The following is a 16,924-nucleotide window of genomic DNA, read 5'->3' as shown; positions in this document are numbered from 1 at the left end:
TTTTTAGAGTAAAATTAACAAAGGTTTATAAAATGGAAGTTAAAACAACTGATGACTTTTCTGATCTTGTATTGCCCGAAGGAAAAGGTAGTACAGGGATTGTTGCGTATTTAAAGATTATATTTATCCCTACTATGTTGTATATTTTGGTTTTTTTGGGGTATTTTGGTAAGATTGATTTTAAAGTAGAATTACACAGTGTTATAATGATAGGGATTATCTTTTTAGTGGCCTTGATCTTTGCTAGACATAGTGCTGATTATGCTTCAAGTATTTTTGAGCAACAAAAAGATGAGTTTAAGCTTATATTAAAACGCTACATTATGAAGCATTTTTTAGTTATAGGTAAAGAGACAAAATCTAACGCGAGTTTTGATGATTTTGCTTATGCTTATGTGAAAGATTTGAGAAATGAAAATTTTGCTTCTGTGGGCGCAGCTATTTTTCCTATGCTCGGTATTTTAGGAACTTTTATAAGTATAGCTATGTCTATGCCAAATTTTAATTCAAGTGACACAGCAGGCTTAGAGCAAGAAATTTCAGTTTTGTTAAATGGAGTAGGAACAGCCTTTTATGTTTCAATCTATGGAATTTTTTTAGCACTTTGGTGGATATTTTTCGAAAAATATGGCAGTAGTAAATTTCAAAAACTCTTAAATCGTCAAAAAAATGCAACAAGTGATTTTTTCTGGTCTAAAGAAGAAATTGATAGAAAATATCTTCAAGAAAGTTTGCAACATTTTGAAAAAATAGGCAGGATTTTTGAACATGTAAGTAATGAGGAATTTTTTAAAGAACTAGATAATACAATAGATAGAAAATTCAAAGTTTTTCAAGAGCTTGTAAATGCTGAAGAAAAAGCTGTGAGATTAAGCAGTGAGCATGTAAAACAAACTATGATTGATTTATCTAAAACCCAAAGAGAGCAAAAAGATATAGTTAAAACTTATAGTGAGATTGCAAATGCGGTGAATATGTTAAATTCAAACATAAAAGATCTAACTTTAAGAATTTCAGAGCAATATAACAGACTCTTAGATGTGAGTTCGGATAAAATTGTTCATCTAGATAAAAGCGTGAGTGCTTTAGATGAAAAGGTAAATAATTTTTCAAATAATATAGAAAAATATCAAAATCTTATGCTTGATAATCAAACCAAGCTTTTTGAAGGTTTTAAAGCAAGTATTATAGAAGGAATGCATACTTTTAAAGAAGTCTATGAAGATGAGAAAAATATCGATGAAAAAATTTCACTAATGCAAGAATTTAAAGAAGAAAGCAAAGAATTAGATGAGCAAACCACGCAAGTGATTACAAAGCTTGAAAATCAAAAAGAAGATGAAAAAATAGATGATAAAAAATAATTCTAACAATGAAGAAAATAATTTTTGGATAGCTTATGCAGATTTAATGGCAGGCTTGCTTTTTATATTTATTTTGCTTATTGGCGCTATAGTAGTTAAGTATGTTTTAACTCAAAGTGATTTGCAAATCATAAAAGAAAATCTACAAAAACAAGAAGAACGCTTAAGAGAAAATAAAGAAGAATTAAATCAAAAAGAAGATATTTTAAAAAATCTTAGCCAAAAATTAAATAATACCTCAAGTACGCTTGATGATGTTAATAAGCAAAAACAGGCTTTAGAAGCTAATATTACTAAACTTAATCAAGATTTAAATTCAAGTTTAGATGAAAAAGATCAACAAATTTTTGCTTTACTTGAGAGATTAAACAAAAAAGATGAAGAAATCAAAGAACTAGAGCGTAATTTTGATGAGGCAAAAAGTAAAATCAAAGAACTAGGCTTGATTAAAGAAAATACCATTAAAAATCTTCAAGCAAAATTTGATACAAATATCACTTTGGATTCTAATTCAGGTGCGATAGTTTTGCCTTCTGAAGTACTTTTTGATACCAATTCTTTTACCTTAAAAGCACAAGCAAAAGAAAATTTAAAGGTAATCTTAACACAGTATTTTGATAATATCTTAAAAGATGAAAATATCTTAAATAGTATAGAAAATATAGTCATAGAAGGGCATACGGATAGTGCTGGTTCTTATATATATAATCTTGATTTATCACAAAAAAGAGCTTATGCTGTGATGAGTTTTATACACTCATTTTATAAAGATTCAAGATTGCAAAAACTTTTAATGGCAAGTGGTAGATCTTATTCTGATGTGATTATGAAAGATGGTAAAGAAGATAAAGAAGCAAGTCGTAGGATAGAGATTAAGTTTAATATCAATACAAATAATGCATTAGAAAAGGTTGAAAAATACCTTGATAGCAAGTAGAATTGATGTTGTAAAATACAAAGATTTTGAATTTTTACTCAAAAGAGATGATTTACTAGGTTATATCAATGGAAATAAGGCTAGAAAACTAGCCTTTTTTGATAAAAACAAACATTTATTCAAAAAAGGACAAAGATTTATTTCTTTTGGTTCTTCTCAAAGTAATGCTTTGGTTGCTTTGGCTAAATTTTGCCATGAGAATGATTTTTTGCTTATTTTTGTTTGTGAAAAAATCAGCACTTTTTTAAAAGAAAAGCCCCATGGTAATTTAGAGTTTGCTTTAAAACATAATGTTATCTTAGTGGAAAATGAAAGCTATCCCACAAGAAGATTACAAGCTTTGGCTTTAAAAAAAGATGATGATATTTTCATAGAAGAGGGTGTGGCTATAAAAGAGGCTGAGTTTGGCTATAAACAACTTGCTTTAGAACTTAATGAGCAACTAAGCGAAAATGTAAGTATTTTTTTACCCTCAGGTACAGGAACTTCTGCGGCTTTTTTGGCTAAGCATAGTCAATTTAAGGTTTTTACATGTGCTTGTGTAGGCGATAGTGCGTATTTAAAAGAACAAATTTTAACTTTGGAGCCAAACCATGATTTTGGTAATTTAACTATATTAAATCCACCTAAAAAATATCATTTTGCTAAACCTTATTTGGAATTATATGAGCTTTATTATGATTTAAAAAAAGAATGTGAAGTAGAGTTTGATTTGCTTTATGATATGGTGGGCTTTAAAACTTTATTAGCTCATAAAGAACAGCTTGGTGGAAAAGTCTTATATATCCATCAAGGTGGACTTGATGGAAATGTGAGCATGATTAAAAGATATAAGTATAAATTTAATTAATATTTTATAAATAAATCTTCTATTTTAATATCTGTATCTATCATTTTATTATCTAGCATAAATTGTTTTGTTTTTTCTAAAGACCTTATATCATCATTGTTTATACTGATATTAAAATCATATAAAGGATACATTTGCTTAACTGCATTGATGTCTAAATTTGTTTCTTCAGCAACGATATTCATACTTTCTTCATAATTTTTATCTATATAATCTAAGATTTCTTTTTGAGCATTAATAAATTCATCAACAAGTATTTTATTTTCATCATAAAATTCTTTAGTTGTAGCAACTACAATCAAAGGCTCGATCAATCCATCAGCTGTAGTAACTACATTATACCCATCTTGTATCAAACTATAAGCACTAGGACCTGCTAATAAAGCCATATCTACAGATTTTCCAGCTAATGCAGCTTGAGCTTGTGGTATTCCCATAGATATAAATTCTACATCATTTTCTTTTAATCCCAAGCTATTAAGATAAGCTAGCAAAAGCTCATGAAGTATGGTTCCTTTCGGACCTGCTATCTTTTTTCCTTTGATATCATCAGCTGTTTTAAATTGGGTTCCTTTTTGGGATAAAATAGTAAAAGTTTTTGAGGATTTACTATATTTATTAACTATTTTAATATCAAGTCCATTAGCCTTTGCTAAGATTACAGAAGTAGATCCCACAGCGTATAAAAATTGTATATCTTTTGAAGCTAAAGCTTGGGTTTGCTCTGGGCCTGTTGTTAGTTGAGAGTAAGAAAGTTTAATGTTATATTTATCAAAATGTTTTTGAAAGATAGCTTTTTCTTTTTCTATGATAGAAGGCGTATTTAATGGTGCTTTGACATAGGTTATGGTTATTTGTTTTGCTGTGAAATTTTTATCCACATTTTCTTTAGAAGATGAATTTTCACAAGCGTTTAACAACAATAGTGAAAATATCACTATAGTTAAAATTTTGAAGGTATTTTTTGAAAAAATTTTCATTTAGTCTCCTTAATAGTATTTAATATATCTTTTTTTAATTCAATAAAATCAAAAGATAATAAGTCTCTTTCATAATCTTTATCTAAAAAATAATCTTTTTCAATCTGACCATTTTTAAAAATTACGATTTTTTTACCTAAAATTAAGGCTTCATCAATACAATGAGTAACAAATATAATGGATTTATTAGTTTGTTTTACTATATTTATAAGACTTTTTTGTAATTTTTCTCTAGTAAAATAATCCAAAGAAGCAAATGGTTCATCCATTAAAATAATATCTGCATCATTAGCTAAAGCCCTAGCTATAGAAACTCTTTGCATCATACCCAAGGATAGTTGTGAAGGATAAGCTTTTTCAAATCCATCTAGCCCTACTAGATTAGTCAGTTTATAAATTTTTTCCTTATCTATTGTGCTTTTTTTTATACCAAAACTTATATTTGAAAAAACATCAAGCCATGGCATTAATCTTGGTTCTTGAAATACTATAGATAGTTTTGCATTGCAAAGAATTTGTCCTTGTGATGGTTTTTCTAAGCCAGATAAGATTTTTAAAAATGTTGTTTTCCCGCAACCACTTTTGCCTAAAATGATAGTTATTCCATTATCTATGGTTTTAAAATTAATATTAGAGAGTATATTTATTTGTTTATTATTGATTGTAAAAAATTTAGATATATTTTGAGCTTCAAGCTTCATAGGTATATCCTGTTTTAGAGGATTTTTTTATCAAATAAGAAAAAAACCAATCAATCAAACATCCTAATAAACCTATAACTATAATACCAGCTATAACTCTATCTGATTTTGACAATTCTTGTGCATCTAATATCATATGACCAAGACCACTAGAAGCTGCTATCATTTCAGCTCCTATAATAGCTCTAAAACTATATCCAAGACCAATTTTCATACCAGATAAAATATAAGGTAAAGAACTTGGCAGTATGATTTTAAAAAACAATTGCATTTTTGTAAAATTTAAAGAATATCCAACTTCCAAAAGCTTTTTATCAACCATATAAATACCTTTTGTTGTGTTGATAAATATAGGAAAAAAAGATGCTAAGATTATAATGATGATTTTTGGTTCTTCTCCTATGCCAAACCATAAGATTAAAATAGCAATTAGACTAATTGGAGGAATATTTCTTAAAAATTCAATAATATTTTCAAAATATTCAAAAATTTGTTTTTTCATTCCAGCAATGATTCCAAACATAAAAGCCAAAATACATGCTATGAAAAAGCCAAATATGATTCTTAATAAGCTAATATAAGTATTTTCTAATAAATTTCCATCAATTAATTCAGACAAAAAAGCTAAAAAGACCTTTTGAGGAGTAGGAAGTATATACTCACTCCATATCTGTAGCTCACTAACTATATACCAAGATAATACAATAATACCAATAAATACATTTTTTTTAATCCATTGCATTTATTAAATTCCATCTCCATTATGACATCCATTATCACAATAAAGCATTTCTATAAGTTTATGTTTTTTGTAAGATTTTTCTTTAAATATTTTGATGATATTTTGCTCACCGCTTACAGAAGGTATTTTTCCTATGGAGCTTTCTAAATCTTTAAAAAAACCAGGAGGGATAGGACTATTTTGTAATTGTTTTTTATTTTTTAAATCAATTTTTAGTTTAAATTTTGATACAAAATTATTCCAAGTTATAAACAGAGTGTTGCTTAAATTTAAGTTATTTCCAAAATTCTCTAAAGCAATACAAGGTGTGGTGATATATAAAAAATCTTTCTTTTGTTTTTGAGCGTGTAAATGTAAAGCTGTTTCTATCAAAATAGGATTGATATTAGCAGAGAAAGTGTGATTTTCTATAAAATCTTTAATCTTAGGACATCTTGAATCTATAATACATTCTTTAGAATTAGAACTTAGTGATAGATATTTATTTTTAACAATTTTAGCGATATTTTTTTTGGGAAAAACGAGTTTAAAATTATTTTGTGTAAGTAGATTTTCTAAATATGATATATCATAAAGTTTTAAAACTACTGGATTGATAAAAATATATTTTTCAGCCAATTAAATAACCTTAATTTTTTGAAAAATATTATCATAATTAATATTTAATGTCAAATGTTTTATATTTTTATTTATTTTGGAAATTTATTAAAAAATTCCAAAATAAAATATGATTAAAATGATAGCTGGAATTATGAATTTTACATAATAATACCAAAGCGTAAAGACTTTTCCTTTTAAGGTATTTTGGTTGGAAAGTTCATAAATAGCATCTTTTTTAAGTACCCAACCTACATAAATACAACAAAAAAATGCAGTTAAAACAAAGAATATATTCCCACTAATAAAATCAAAACTATCAAAGATATTCTTTCCCCTAATGATGGTGATATCTCTTAAAGGACCATAAGTAAGTATACAAGGTAAGTTTCCTAATATAAAAATGGTTCCAAGCGTGAGATTAATCGCAGTGTTTTTAGCTAGTTTAAATTTTTCCTCTAAAACACTAATGATTACTTGGTAAATTGGCAAACTAGTGGTAAGTGCAGCGATGATCAAAAGCAAAAAGAAAAATACACAAATTAAACCACCAAAAGGTATATGCGAAAATGCTACAGGCAGGGTTTTAAAAACCAAAGATGGACCGCTATCAGGAGTTAAACCTACGCTGAATAAAGCAGGGAAAATCATAAATCCAGCAAGCACTGCTATAAGAGTGTTTAAGATCCCGGTGTAGATAGAAGTTTTGATCAAATTTTCATTTTTCTTAAGATGAGATGATAAAGTTATCATTACACCAAAACCTAAAGAAAGTGCAAAAAATACTTGTCCTAAAACATCTATAAATAACTTAGGAGTGATCTTAGAAAGATCAGGGGTAAGGTAAAATTTCACACCTTCACTTGCACCATCAAGGGTTAAATTGCGTGCAACAACGATCAAAAGACAGATAAATAAAAATGGCATAAGATATTTTACGGATTTTTCTATGCCATCAATGATACCTTTTTTTAAAATAATCCAATTAATCGCCACAAAAATTGTGGTAAAAACACCTATTAATAAAGGGTTGTTTTCGATAGTTGTATTGTAAAATTCGCTAGTATATTGAGCATCAATTGGTGTTGAAAGATTGAAATCACCTATGATGATCTTAAAAATATAAGCCAAGACCCAACCACCTATAACCATATAATAAGCCATAATTCCAAAACTACCCAAAAGCCCCATGTAGCCAACGCCTTGCCATGGGCGTGCTATTTTGACGCCGTTATTGGTTTTTCCACCAAAAGCGTCAACTGAATTTAGCATTCTGCGTCTTCCTATGACATTTTCCACTAAAATTACGGGAATTCCTATAAAAATCATTGCGATACAAAAGACTAAAACATAAGCACCACCACCATTTTCACCTACTAAATACGGAAAACGCCAGGTAGCTCCAAAACCTATCGTTGCTCCTGCGACAGTGAGTATGTAAGTTAGCGTGTTGCTCCAAGTTTGTCTTTGCATGCTTTTTCCTTGCTAAATTTAAATAAAAAATATTTTAAGATAAAAAATAATACCATTATGCCAAATTTTTATTTATTTTTTTATCAAATTAAAGGAAAATCCATGCAAAAAAAGAAAATTTTGTTTTTAGGTGCAGGATATGCTACTTTATCGGCTATAAAAGCTTTATCTGATGAGTTTTTTGAAAAAGCGCAGGTGAGTTTGATTAATAACAATTCTTATCATTATCATACTATTTTACTACACAAAGTAGCTTCAAATGAAGATATTTATAGTTCAAAATATGATCTTTTACCTTTATTAAATCCAAAAATTGACTTTATCCAAGATGAAGTTTTAAAAATTTCTAAAGACAAAGTTTTTACTAAAAATAATGAATTTTACTTTGATATTTTAGTGTGTGGGCTTGGTTTTGCCAAAGAAACTTTTGGTATTAAAGGTATGCAAGAATATGCTTTGAGTATAGATAATTATGAAAATGCTTTAAAAATTAATGAAATTATATATGAGAAAATAAAAAATTACAAAACTAGCCAAAATGAAGATGATTTAAAAATCGCAGTTTGTGGTGGGGGTTTAAGTGGAGTTGAATTTGTAGCTTCTTTAGCTAAAGAGCTTAAAATATTTTGTCAAAAAGAGCAAATTGCTTATGAGAAATTAGAATTATCTATTATTGAAGCTATGGATCAAATTTTACCTATGTTTGATAAAAACTTAGCTATAAAAGCAAAACAAAGGCTAGAAACACTTGGTGTGAAAGTATATGAAAAATCTAAAATTATAGAGTGTGAAAAAAATGGCATAAGACTTGATGGGGGAGAATTTGTTAAAGCCAATACCATCATTTGGACTGCAGGAGTTAGAGGTAATAGCGTTATAGAAAATAGCTCAGATTTTCCAAGCGCAAGATCGCGTATAGAAGTAGATGCTTTCATGCATCCATTAAATGTTAAAAATGCATTAAAATACTTTTTTATAGGCGATAATAGTTTATTTAAAAACCCTAAAACTAACACCCAGTATCCTCCAACAGCCCAGCTTGCATTAAGAGAAGGAGCATATGTAGCTAAAGCTTTAATGGCTATGGTTGATGAGAAAGAATTTAAACAAGAATTTTCTTTTGTAAGTGGAAATACCGTTTGTTCTATTGGTAATGATTATGCTGTTGGTACGGTTTTACATAAACCAATTAGTGGTCTTTTGGCAATAAAACTTAAAATTTTTATAGAAAAACTATGGCAATATCAGCTTGAAGGATTGAAAGGTTTTTTGAAATAAAATTAATTTTAAATAGAGTCCTTTAAGGAACTCTATTTAAAAATTCATTTGCATCTACATAGCCTATAATGCGTCCTTTTTCTTCGCTTTTGTTAAAAAATATTATCACAGGAGGCCCAAAAACTCCAAATTTTTTCATAAGAGCTAAATCTTCTTGGCTATTATGTGTTACATCTGCTTTTAAAAGTGTGTAATTAGCAAGCAAATTTTGTACTTTAGTATCTGTAAAAGTATATTCTTCTAAGAGTTTGCAGTTTTCACACCAAGCGGCTGTAAATTCAAGCATAACCGGTTTGGTAGAATTTTGTAATTCTTGCTCAAGTTCTTTTAAATTTTTAATCGTTTTGAAATTTAAATTAGAGCTATTTTCTTTTGAAGTAAGGTTAAGTTCAAGAGGTTTTAGTAAGTTTTTTGAACCCATTGAGCCACCTAAAATTAGACTTAAACTATAAGCTAAAACTAAAATCATACTTGCTTTTTTAAATTTGTCAAAATTAGTTTTAGCTTCATCAAATAAACCCATAAAACTAGCAAAAAATACCCCTATAATTCCATAAAGTATTAAAATGATATTTGCACTAAGTATTCTTTCAAGCATCCAAACTGCCATAATGAGCATGATAAAACCAAAGAAAATCTTTATCTTAAGCATCCATGCACCACTTTTTAAAAAGCTTCCGCCAAGACCGATTAAAAGTAAAGGTATACCCATACCAAAACTCATCACAAATAAAGAAAGTCCTCCCAAAAATACATCACCACTATTAGTAATATAAAGTAAAGCTCCTGCTAAAGGTGCTGCTACACAAGGTCCTACAATGAGTGCTGATAAAAAACCCATAACAGCTATACCAAAAACTCCATTTTTGCCTTCTATTTTTTTATTGATAAAATTTTGAAATTTAAGTGGTAGTTGTAATTCATAAAGTCCAAACATAGAAAGTGAAAGCAATACAAAAATGCCCGCAAAAGTAATGATAATCCAAGGTTGTTGTAATAAACCTTGTACATTAGCTCCTGCAAGCCCTACTAAAGCACCTGCTATGGCATAAGCTAAAGACATAAAAAAGACATAGATAAAAGATAAATAAAAGCTATGTTTTTTAGATGGTTTGTCTTTGAGTTTCATTGCGATTAATGATGAAAGAATAGGTATCATTGGTAAAATACAAGGAGTAAGTGCTAGCAATAAGCCATAACCAAAAAAAGTTAAAAGCGTAATAAATATATTTTGCGTGCTTAAATCATTAGCAATTTGCTCATCTTCGTTTTGCTTTTTAAATTGATTTTTAGTTGATTTTATAGCATAAATTCCATTTTGTTTATTAAGCTCATAATTTACATATATAGGACGATAGCATAAACCATCTTCTGAACAACCTTGATAAGCTAGGGAAAGTTTTGCTTTGTTGTTTTTAATAAAATCATCTAATAATAATTGAGGTATAAAAAGTTCAAGCTGGCTAAAAATCACCTCTTTGTTTTCTCTGGTTTGAGTTTGTGGGAAATTTAATAAAGAAGTAATATCATTAGAGTCTAATTCTACTTTGATTTGATCTTTATAAAGATAAATTCTATCTGCAAGATTGATTTTTAAAAAAATTCCTTGATTATTACTGTGAGTATTGAGTTTAAAGGCTTCACTAAGAGATAATACCCCATTGTTGGCAAAGGTTAAATTTAAAAAAATAAAAAATACCGCTAAAAAACGCATTTTTCTCCTTGAAATCGAAAATTAAATTTGTTTTATTTTACTTATTTGTGGTAAATTTAAGTTAATAATTATCCTAAATTAAGGAGTTTGTTGTGGATAAGGATAAATTTACTCTTATTAAAGTGAAAAAATCAACACTTGAGTATGAAAGCGAGCTTAGAAGATTACAAATTGAGCTTTTAAAATTTCAAAATCATGTCAAAGATAAAGGATTAAAAGTTTTGATCTTAATTGAAGGGCGTGATGCAGCAGGAAAAGGTGGTGCTATTAAAAGATTAATTGAACATTTAAATCCTAGAGGTTGTCGTGTGGTGGCACTTGAAAAACCAAGTGATGTGGAAAGAACCCAATGGTATTTTCAGCGTTATGTGACACATTTGCCTGCAGCAGGAGAGATAGTGATTTTTGATAGATCTTGGTATAATAGAGCAGGGGTGGAGCCTGTGATGGGCTTTTGTACCCCAAATGAGCATAAAAAATTCCTACGCGAGGTGTCTTCTTTTGAAGAAATGCTACTTGATAGTGGAATTTTGTTTTTTAAATTTTATTTTTCAGTTTCCAAACAAGAACAAAAGAGGCGTTTTGAGCAAAGGAGAACAGATCCGCTAAAACAATACAAACTTTCTATTGTTGATGAAAAATCACAAGAATTATGGGACAAATATACTCTAGCAAAATATTCTATGCTTTTAGCATCTAATACACCGAAATGTCCTTGGGTGATCATTAATTCAGATAGTAAAAAGAAAGCAAGGATAAATTTATTTAAGTATCTACTTAATTTTTTAGAATACCCAAATAAAATTAAAAATAAATACTTTCAATATGATAAAAAATTAGTGCGTAGTGGCGAGGAAGAAATTCGAAAAATGGAGCTTAGTTTAAATGATGAAAAACTTAAAAAATTTGATAAAAAATAAAGGCTAGAATTGAATCATCTTTTTATAGTGCGTAATAAATTTAATGAGCATAAAAAAATCAGTCCAAAAGTGTTTGCGGTTAATGCCTTTTTGCTAGCATTTTTATTGTTTTTACTTTTTTATTTATCTTTTTTAAGTGCTAGTTATAACTTTGATTTTATGGCAATTTATGAGTATAAAGACAAAATGATACAAGGTTTTTTTACGAGTTTTTTTATTAGTGTTTTGTCTTTGATTGCAGGTGTGATTTTTGCTTTGATTTTGTGTTATATGAGTCTTTGTAAAATCGTGCTTTTAAATATGTTTGCAAGAGTTTTTATAGAGCTTATTAGAGGTACACCTTTGCTAGTGCAAATTTTATTGATTTATTATATTTTCGCGGATAATTTGGGGCTTAATAATCGCTATGTTTGTGGAGTTTTGATTTTAGCTTTATTTGCTAGTGCTTATATTTGTGAAATATTTAGAGCAGGGATTTTAAGCGTTGAAAATATGCAATATCAAAGCGCTAAAGCTTTGGGTTTGAGTGAGTTTGAAATTTACAAAAGTGTGATTTTTCCTCAAGCATTAAAAAATATCCTAGCACCGCTAAGTGGACAACTTAGCAATTTAATCAAAGATAGTTCACTCTTGAGTGTGATAGCTGTTTCAGAATTAACTCAAAATGCCCAGGAGATCAATGCTTTTACCTTTTCTACTTTGGAAATTTACATTCCTTTGGCACTTTGTTATTTGGTGCTGACTTTGCCTATTTCTATGCTTTCAAGAAGGCTTGAAAAGAGCTTTTCTTAAAAGAAAAACTCTAGCTTTTGTTTTTTAAAAATTGTTTGCATGTCTTGAAGGTATTTTTGACCTAGTTTATCAAAAAAACCATTTTCTTTAGATTTTAAAATAAATTCATTCAACTCTTCTTTTAAATTGGTATTGTTTTTATTTAAAGCTATAGCCCATTGTTCTGGTGTTTTTTCAAAAGGAGTGAAAATGGCTTTAGTTTGTTCAGGGTGTTTTTCCCATGCTTTATAAATACTCATTTGATCATAAATAAACGCATCAGCTTTGGCTTGAATGACTTCTAAGATAGCCACATTTTCTTTATCAAAAACTAAAATTGTCGCATTTTTAAGATTTTTTTGTGCATATAAATGTGCACTAGACCCTCTTTTTAAAGCAAGGATTTTCCCTTTTTGATTTATATCTTCTATGGAATTAATATTTGATTTTTTAGCACTTAATATCGCTAAATTTGCCTTAGCATAAGGCAAGGTAAAATCTATTACTTTTTTTCTTTGTTCGCTTATACTCATAGAAGACATGATTAAATCAATCTTTTGGGTTCTTAAAGCAGGTATAAGTCCATCCCAAGCTATATTTTGAATTTTTAAATCATAGTTTTTTTCCTTAGCAAAGGCTTGTAAAAACTCTACACTAATGCCACTTGGATTACCTTTAGTATCACTCATTTCAAAAGGAGGGTAGGCCAATTCCATACCTACGATTAATTCTTTTGCATGGAGTGTAAAAAACAAGCTGAGTAGAAAAAGTATTTTTTTCATATTTTCGCTCCAAATTGAGCTAAAGCTCTTTCATAATCTTCTTTTGTATCTATACCTATGCTTTGACTTTGTATTTTTAACATTTTGATTTTTTTGCCATTTTCTAAAGCTCTTAGCTGTTCTAGTTTTTCACATTCTTCCAAAGCTGAATTTTTCAAAGTACAAAATTCTTGTAAATTTTTAACCTTATATGCGTAAATTCCAAGGTGTGCTTTGAAATTTTGTTTATAATTTGCTCTTTCATAAGGAATTTTAGATCTTGAAAAATATAAAGCATAATCATTAATATCAGTAACTACTTTAACTAAATTTGGATCTTCGCAAGCTTTTACATCCACTTCTTTATAACAACTACTCATAAAACAAAGCTTATCTTCAAAAGCTTTTTGACTAAATGCTTTAAAATTTTTGATATTTTGTGTTTCTATGAAGGGCTCATCAGCTTGTACGTTGATGATAAGCTCATCTTCACTTAGTTGTAAAATTTGACAAGCTTCGTTGATTCTATCAGTACCGCTTTCGTGGTTTTTGCTTGTTAAAATCGCTTTTATGTTGTGTTTTTGTGCTATTTTTAAAACTTCTTCATCATCAAGTGCTACGCATACTTCATCAACTTCTTGCATTTTTTTAGCTGTATAAATAAACATAGGCAAATTGCCAATTTCGCATAAAATTTTATTTTCAAAACGACTTGATTTTAATCTTGCAGGTATGATTATCATTGTTTTATCCATTCTATAATAGTTTGTTTTAAATTTTCAAGTTTGCAAACTGGATTTTGCTTTGGTATGCTTGTAAATAAGCTTGCGATATTAGGGTGAATTTCTTGGTTAAATTCTTTTGCAAGTTCTTGCATGCAAGCTTGTTCATCTTGGCATTCTTTATTATATATTGCTTGATACATGCTTGGTGTAAATTTACTCCATTGTGCTGTGGAGGTAATAAGGGTGGTGGTGTTAGGATCGAGCATTTTAAAACAAGTGCAAGTATGAGGGTCTAGTAGTCCCAAATGACTGTATTGTTTGATATATTGCATGCATTCATCATCGCTGCAAAAATCAGCTTCAAAATCTTCCTGTAAAAGCTCTAGTTCTGTTTGGTTAAGTTTGTAGTATTTTTCATTTTTTAAAGCTTGCATAAGCTCTTTGGTGCGTTCATCTTTAAATTTATCAAAAAGTAATCTTTCAATATTTGATGATATGAGTATATCCATCGCAGGAGAAATGGTCTTTTGTAAGCTTTTATTTCTTAAGTCATATTTACCTGTATTGAAAAACTCACTTAAGATATTATTGGAATTTGAGGCAATTTTGATTTTTCCTATCTTTGCTCCCATTTTTTTAGCATAATAAGCCCCCAAAGCATCACCAAAATTTCCACTTGGAACGATAATATCAATTGTCTTATTGATTTTTAAACTAGCATAGTAGTGATAGATGATTTGAAAAAGTATTCTTCCAAAATTAACTGAATTTGCTGCACTTAAACTTAACTTTTCTTCTTTTAAGGTCTTTTTAAAATCCTCATCATTTAAAAGTGATTTTAAAGCATTTTGTGCATCATCAAAATTACTCTCAATAGCTATAGATTTTAAATTGCTCGCATTTGAATGCGTCATTTGTAAAGCTTGAGTTTTACTTGTGCCTTCATTTGGATAAATACAAACTACTTTTATACCTTTTTTATTTTCAAAACTTTTTAGTGTAGCAGGTCCTGTATCGCCACTTGTGGCACACATGATTAGAAAATCATCATCTTTTTTTAAGTGTTCTAAAAGTACGCCAAAAGGTTGCAAGGCCATATCTTTAAAAGCCCTTGTTGGTCCATGAAATAATTCATTAATGTAAAGTTTATCATTAATTTTTTTTATATCAATAGGGCAGGTTTTATCATCAAAACTCTCATAGGTTTTTAAAGCTTTTTCAAAAACCTTAAGCTCTAAATCAAAGTCAAACGCCATAATGATTTTTAAAGCTAGCTCTTTGTAATTTAAATTTTTCAAAGCTTCATTGTCTAGTTTGGGTAGATTAAGTGGTGCATATAGGGCATTATTAGGCGCACTAGGGCTAAGCAAAGCTTTTGAAAAGCTTGTTTGATGGTTTTTATCTTGGGTTGAGTGTAGTTGCATTTTCTTCCTTTTTGTTAAATTGATCAATATAATCTTGTAAAACTTGTTTAAAGCTATCTTTTAAAACAATATCAAGATGAATCAGCTCGGTTTTAAAGCCAAAATCCTTCACTTTTACATAGTCTTTAAAGGTTAACATTAAGGTGTCGCAGTTATGCTTTTTTAGAAGTTTTTCTAATTCTTCTTTTTTAAAAGTATAATGATCAGCAAAAAAATAACAAGCCCTAGCTTTGATAAAATGTTCATATAGTCTAAAAGGCTTTGCAATAGAGCTTATCAAAATGGCTTTTTGATTTTCTTTTACATGAGAGTAACGCACAAAGTCTTCATTTTCTTTAGCTATGAAATCAGCCTTTTTAGTAAATGATTTTGGCAAACGATATGCCCCGCTGGGCAAGGTAAAATCAAAAAAAGGTTTTTCTTTACTTTGTAATAAAACATTGAATTTTTTAATATGAAATTTAGAAAAAGCATCATCTAAAAGTATGATTTTTGCTCCAAGTTCGATAGCTTTTTGTATCCCTTTAACCCTATCTTCGCTAACTATCACACCGCTAATATGCTTTGTGAGTGCATACTCCATAGCTTCGTCGCCGCTTTTTTTAATATCGCATAAAATTTCATCTTTATGTTTGACTATGATTAAGCCCTTGCTTTGTCTTTTATAGCCTCTTAAAATGATAAAACAACCCTCAAATTCAGTAGCTATAGCTTTGCAAATGGGTGTTTTGCCATTGCCTCCTAGAGTGAGATTGCCTATGCTTATAATCGGTAGATTAAAGGTTATTTCTTTTTTAAATTTAGTGTTTAAAATCGCTATAACCATATATAAAAAGCTAAAAGGTAAAAGCAAAAAAGCTAGAGTTTTTTGCAAAAAACTAGGTTTAAAAAAATACCGATCAAGCCAAGTCATATGGTGTCTTTTGGTGTTGTTGGGAGTCTGCGTTTAAAGGCGTTATCTTGTACACGTTTTAGGACTAAATTTTTTAATTTTTCATCGAATTTTTCTAAACTTTGATTGTTTTCTAAAGCTTTTAAAACCTCGTCTAAAACTTCATATTTATAACCTAACTCACTTTCATCGCTTTGATTTGGCCAAAGATCAGCACTTGGGGCTTTTTGTATGAAATTTTCATGCACGCCCATCAATTTTGCAAGTTCAAAAACTTCACTTTTATAAAGTGTTGCCAAAGGATTAAAGGCGCAAGCTAAATCTCCATAAATAGTCCCATAACCAAGCATTAGTTCGCTTTTATTGGAAGTACCTACTACTAAAGCTTGATGCAAAGCCGAGTAATCATAAAGTAAACTCATGCGTACTCTTGCGGCTAAGTTGCCAAAGCGTAAAGGGTTTAGATCTTGACAAATTTTTTCATAGGCGTAAAGAATTTCATCGATATAAATAATTTTGTGATGAATTTGCAAATCTTTACAAAGCATCAAAGCATCATTTAGATTTTCTTTTTTAGAATGTTTTGTGGGTATTAAAAGGGCAAAAAGTTTTTCACCTACTGCTTTTTTACAAAGATGAGCGACCAAGGCTGAGTCTATCCCACCACTTAAACCCAAGATAAGATTTTTATCTCCTGCCTGTTTTTTTATAAAATGGATCAATAATTCTTCTATTTTAGTATAATTCATATAAAATCTTTGACAAAGTTAATTTTTTAAAATTATATTTGATTTA

17 protein-coding genes are annotated in these 16,924 nt (G+C 29.1%); 6 read left to right on the top strand and 11 right to left on the bottom strand.

All coding sequences use genetic code 11. The annotated features are described in order from the left end of the window. Window positions 1-32 precede the first annotated feature (32 nt). From CSUB8523_RS05935 to CSUB8523_RS05925, 3 genes are read left to right on the top strand one after another with little or no spacing between them, the layout of a single operon-like run. Window positions 33-1,364 (top strand): MotA/TolQ/ExbB proton channel family protein, encoded by a 1,332-nt coding sequence (locus CSUB8523_RS05935; RefSeq protein WP_043019903.1) that lies wholly within the window; start codon window positions 33-35, stop codon window positions 1,362-1,364. Then, entirely contained in the window at window positions 1,351-2,301 is a 951-nt protein-coding gene (locus CSUB8523_RS05930; RefSeq protein WP_043019902.1) for an OmpA family protein, read from the top strand. Before CSUB8523_RS05935 ends, CSUB8523_RS05930 begins: the two co-directional genes overlap by 14 nt. Continuing rightward, the gene (locus tag CSUB8523_RS05925) at window positions 2,288-3,151 is read left to right on the top strand and encodes a 1-aminocyclopropane-1-carboxylate deaminase (protein WP_043019901.1); all 864 of its coding nucleotides are present in this window, start codon (window positions 2,288-2,290) and stop codon (window positions 3,149-3,151) included. Before CSUB8523_RS05930 ends, CSUB8523_RS05925 begins: the two co-directional genes overlap by 14 nt. On the opposite strand, the gene CSUB8523_RS05920 is transcribed toward CSUB8523_RS05925, so the two are convergent. From CSUB8523_RS05920 to CSUB8523_RS05900, 5 genes are all read right to left on the bottom strand, one after another. Next, window positions 3,148-4,131, bottom strand: a complete 984-nt coding sequence (locus CSUB8523_RS05920) for a nitrate/sulfonate/bicarbonate ABC transporter, periplasmic substrate-binding protein (RefSeq protein WP_052243680.1) — start codon at window positions 4,129-4,131, stop codon at window positions 3,148-3,150. The two genes, CSUB8523_RS05925 and CSUB8523_RS05920, sit on opposite strands and share 4 nt — an antisense overlap. Next, window positions 4,128-4,832: an ABC transporter ATP-binding protein gene (locus tag CSUB8523_RS05915; protein WP_043019900.1), complete on the bottom strand. Its 705-nt coding sequence runs from the start codon at window positions 4,830-4,832 to the stop codon at window positions 4,128-4,130. Before CSUB8523_RS05915 ends, CSUB8523_RS05920 begins: the two co-directional genes overlap by 4 nt. Continuing rightward, window positions 4,822-5,574, bottom strand: coding sequence for an ABC transporter permease (locus CSUB8523_RS05910; RefSeq protein WP_043019899.1), 753 nt, complete (start codon window positions 5,572-5,574; stop codon window positions 4,822-4,824). Before CSUB8523_RS05910 ends, CSUB8523_RS05915 begins: the two co-directional genes overlap by 11 nt. A gap of 3 nt (window positions 5,575-5,577) precedes the next feature. Then, window positions 5,578-6,192 (bottom strand): hypothetical protein, encoded by a 615-nt coding sequence (locus tag CSUB8523_RS09580; RefSeq protein ID WP_052242994.1) that lies wholly within the window; start codon window positions 6,190-6,192, stop codon window positions 5,578-5,580. Between the two features lie 87 nt (window positions 6,193-6,279). Beyond that, window positions 6,280-7,644 (bottom strand): sodium-dependent transporter, encoded by a 1,365-nt coding sequence (locus CSUB8523_RS05900; RefSeq protein ID WP_043019898.1) that lies wholly within the window; start codon window positions 7,642-7,644, stop codon window positions 6,280-6,282. A gap of 102 nt (window positions 7,645-7,746) precedes the next feature. On the opposite strand from CSUB8523_RS05900, the gene CSUB8523_RS05895 reads away from it, so the two are divergent. Continuing rightward, entirely contained in the window at window positions 7,747-8,922 is a 1,176-nt protein-coding gene (locus tag CSUB8523_RS05895; RefSeq protein ID WP_043019897.1) for a type II NADH dehydrogenase, read from the top strand. 22 nt (window positions 8,923-8,944) lie between these two features. Here CSUB8523_RS05895 and dsbD read toward each other — a convergent pair whose 3' ends face one another. After that, window positions 8,945-10,636 carry a protein-disulfide reductase DsbD gene (dsbD, locus tag CSUB8523_RS05890; RefSeq protein WP_043019896.1) on the bottom strand — a complete coding sequence of 564 codons (1,692 nt, stop codon included), beginning with the start codon at window positions 10,634-10,636 and terminating at the stop codon, window positions 8,945-8,947. A gap of 77 nt (window positions 10,637-10,713) precedes the next feature. On the opposite strand from dsbD, the gene ppk2 reads away from it, so the two are divergent. Continuing rightward, on the top strand, window positions 10,714-11,556 hold the full coding sequence (gene ppk2, locus CSUB8523_RS05885; RefSeq protein ID WP_148308423.1) for a polyphosphate kinase 2: 843 nt from the start codon (window positions 10,714-10,716) through the stop codon (window positions 11,554-11,556). Window positions 11,557-11,565: 9 nt separating this feature from the next. Beyond that, window positions 11,566-12,348 carry an amino acid ABC transporter permease gene (locus CSUB8523_RS05880; RefSeq protein ID WP_043019895.1) on the top strand — a complete coding sequence of 261 codons (783 nt, stop codon included), beginning with the start codon at window positions 11,566-11,568 and terminating at the stop codon, window positions 12,346-12,348. On the opposite strand, the gene CSUB8523_RS05875 is transcribed toward CSUB8523_RS05880, so the two are convergent. The 5 genes from CSUB8523_RS05875 to CSUB8523_RS05855 are packed head-to-tail and all read right to left on the bottom strand — an operon-like array spanning window position 12,345 to window position 16,878. After that, a complete protein-coding gene (locus tag CSUB8523_RS05875; protein ID WP_043019894.1) occupies window positions 12,345-13,109 on the bottom strand; it encodes a transporter substrate-binding domain-containing protein in 765 nt (254 codons plus the stop codon). The two genes, CSUB8523_RS05880 and CSUB8523_RS05875, sit on opposite strands and share 4 nt — an antisense overlap. Then, entirely contained in the window at window positions 13,106-13,831 is a 726-nt protein-coding gene (kdsB, locus tag CSUB8523_RS05870; protein ID WP_043019893.1) for a 3-deoxy-manno-octulosonate cytidylyltransferase, read from the bottom strand. The genes CSUB8523_RS05875 and kdsB overlap by 4 nt, the downstream gene beginning before the upstream one ends. Further along, the gene (gene thrC / locus CSUB8523_RS05865; protein WP_043019892.1) at window positions 13,828-15,237 is read right to left on the bottom strand and encodes a threonine synthase; all 1,410 of its coding nucleotides are present in this window, start codon (window positions 15,235-15,237) and stop codon (window positions 13,828-13,830) included. The genes kdsB and thrC overlap by 4 nt, the downstream gene beginning before the upstream one ends. After that, window positions 15,212-16,150 (bottom strand): tetraacyldisaccharide 4'-kinase, encoded by a 939-nt coding sequence (locus CSUB8523_RS05860; RefSeq protein WP_039664069.1) that lies wholly within the window; start codon window positions 16,148-16,150, stop codon window positions 15,212-15,214. Before CSUB8523_RS05860 ends, thrC begins: the two co-directional genes overlap by 26 nt. After that, entirely contained in the window at window positions 16,147-16,878 is a 732-nt protein-coding gene (locus CSUB8523_RS05855) for an NAD+ synthase (RefSeq protein ID WP_043019891.1), read from the bottom strand. Before CSUB8523_RS05855 ends, CSUB8523_RS05860 begins: the two co-directional genes overlap by 4 nt. Between the last annotated feature and the right edge of the window lie 46 nt (window positions 16,879-16,924).

This window comes from Campylobacter subantarcticus LMG 24377, assembly GCF_000816305.1.
In the GTDB taxonomy this organism is placed as follows: Bacteria; Campylobacterota; Campylobacteria; order Campylobacterales; family Campylobacteraceae; genus Campylobacter_D; species Campylobacter_D subantarcticus.
Note: the sequence above shows the minus strand (reverse complement) of the source record. Positions and strands in the feature narration are given on the sequence as shown.

What these genes read in the sequence shown, in the direction of transcription:
- CSUB8523_RS05920 (WP_052243680.1), bottom strand. Translation starts at nt 4,131, where the DNA reads ATGAAAATTTTTTCAAAAAATACCTTCAAAATTTTAACTATAGTGATA.
- CSUB8523_RS05935 (WP_043019903.1), top strand. Translation starts at nt 33, where the DNA reads ATGGAAGTTAAAACAACTGATGACTTTTCTGATCTTGTATTGCCCGAA.
- CSUB8523_RS05915 (WP_043019900.1), bottom strand. Translation starts at nt 4,832, where the DNA reads ATGAAGCTTGAAGCTCAAAATATATCTAAATTTTTTACAATCAATAAT.
- CSUB8523_RS05900 (WP_043019898.1), bottom strand. Translation starts at nt 7,644, where the DNA reads ATGCAAAGACAAACTTGGAGCAACACGCTAACTTACATACTCACTGTC.
- CSUB8523_RS05855 (WP_043019891.1), bottom strand. Translation starts at nt 16,878, where the DNA reads ATGAATTATACTAAAATAGAAGAATTATTGATCCATTTTATAAAAAAA.
- kdsB (WP_043019893.1), bottom strand. Translation starts at nt 13,831, where the DNA reads ATGATAATCATACCTGCAAGATTAAAATCAAGTCGTTTTGAAAATAAA.
- CSUB8523_RS05910 (WP_043019899.1), bottom strand. Translation starts at nt 5,574, where the DNA reads ATGCAATGGATTAAAAAAAATGTATTTATTGGTATTATTGTATTATCT.
- CSUB8523_RS05860 (WP_039664069.1), bottom strand. Translation starts at nt 16,150, where the DNA reads ATGACTTGGCTTGATCGGTATTTTTTTAAACCTAGTTTTTTGCAAAAA.
- thrC (WP_043019892.1), bottom strand. Translation starts at nt 15,237, where the DNA reads ATGCAACTACACTCAACCCAAGATAAAAACCATCAAACAAGCTTTTCA.
- CSUB8523_RS05930 (WP_043019902.1), top strand. Translation starts at nt 1,351, where the DNA reads ATGATAAAAAATAATTCTAACAATGAAGAAAATAATTTTTGGATAGCT.
- dsbD (WP_043019896.1), bottom strand. Translation starts at nt 10,636, where the DNA reads ATGCGTTTTTTAGCGGTATTTTTTATTTTTTTAAATTTAACCTTTGCC.
- CSUB8523_RS05875 (WP_043019894.1), bottom strand. Translation starts at nt 13,109, where the DNA reads ATGAAAAAAATACTTTTTCTACTCAGCTTGTTTTTTACACTCCATGCA.
- CSUB8523_RS05895 (WP_043019897.1), top strand. Translation starts at nt 7,747, where the DNA reads ATGCAAAAAAAGAAAATTTTGTTTTTAGGTGCAGGATATGCTACTTTA.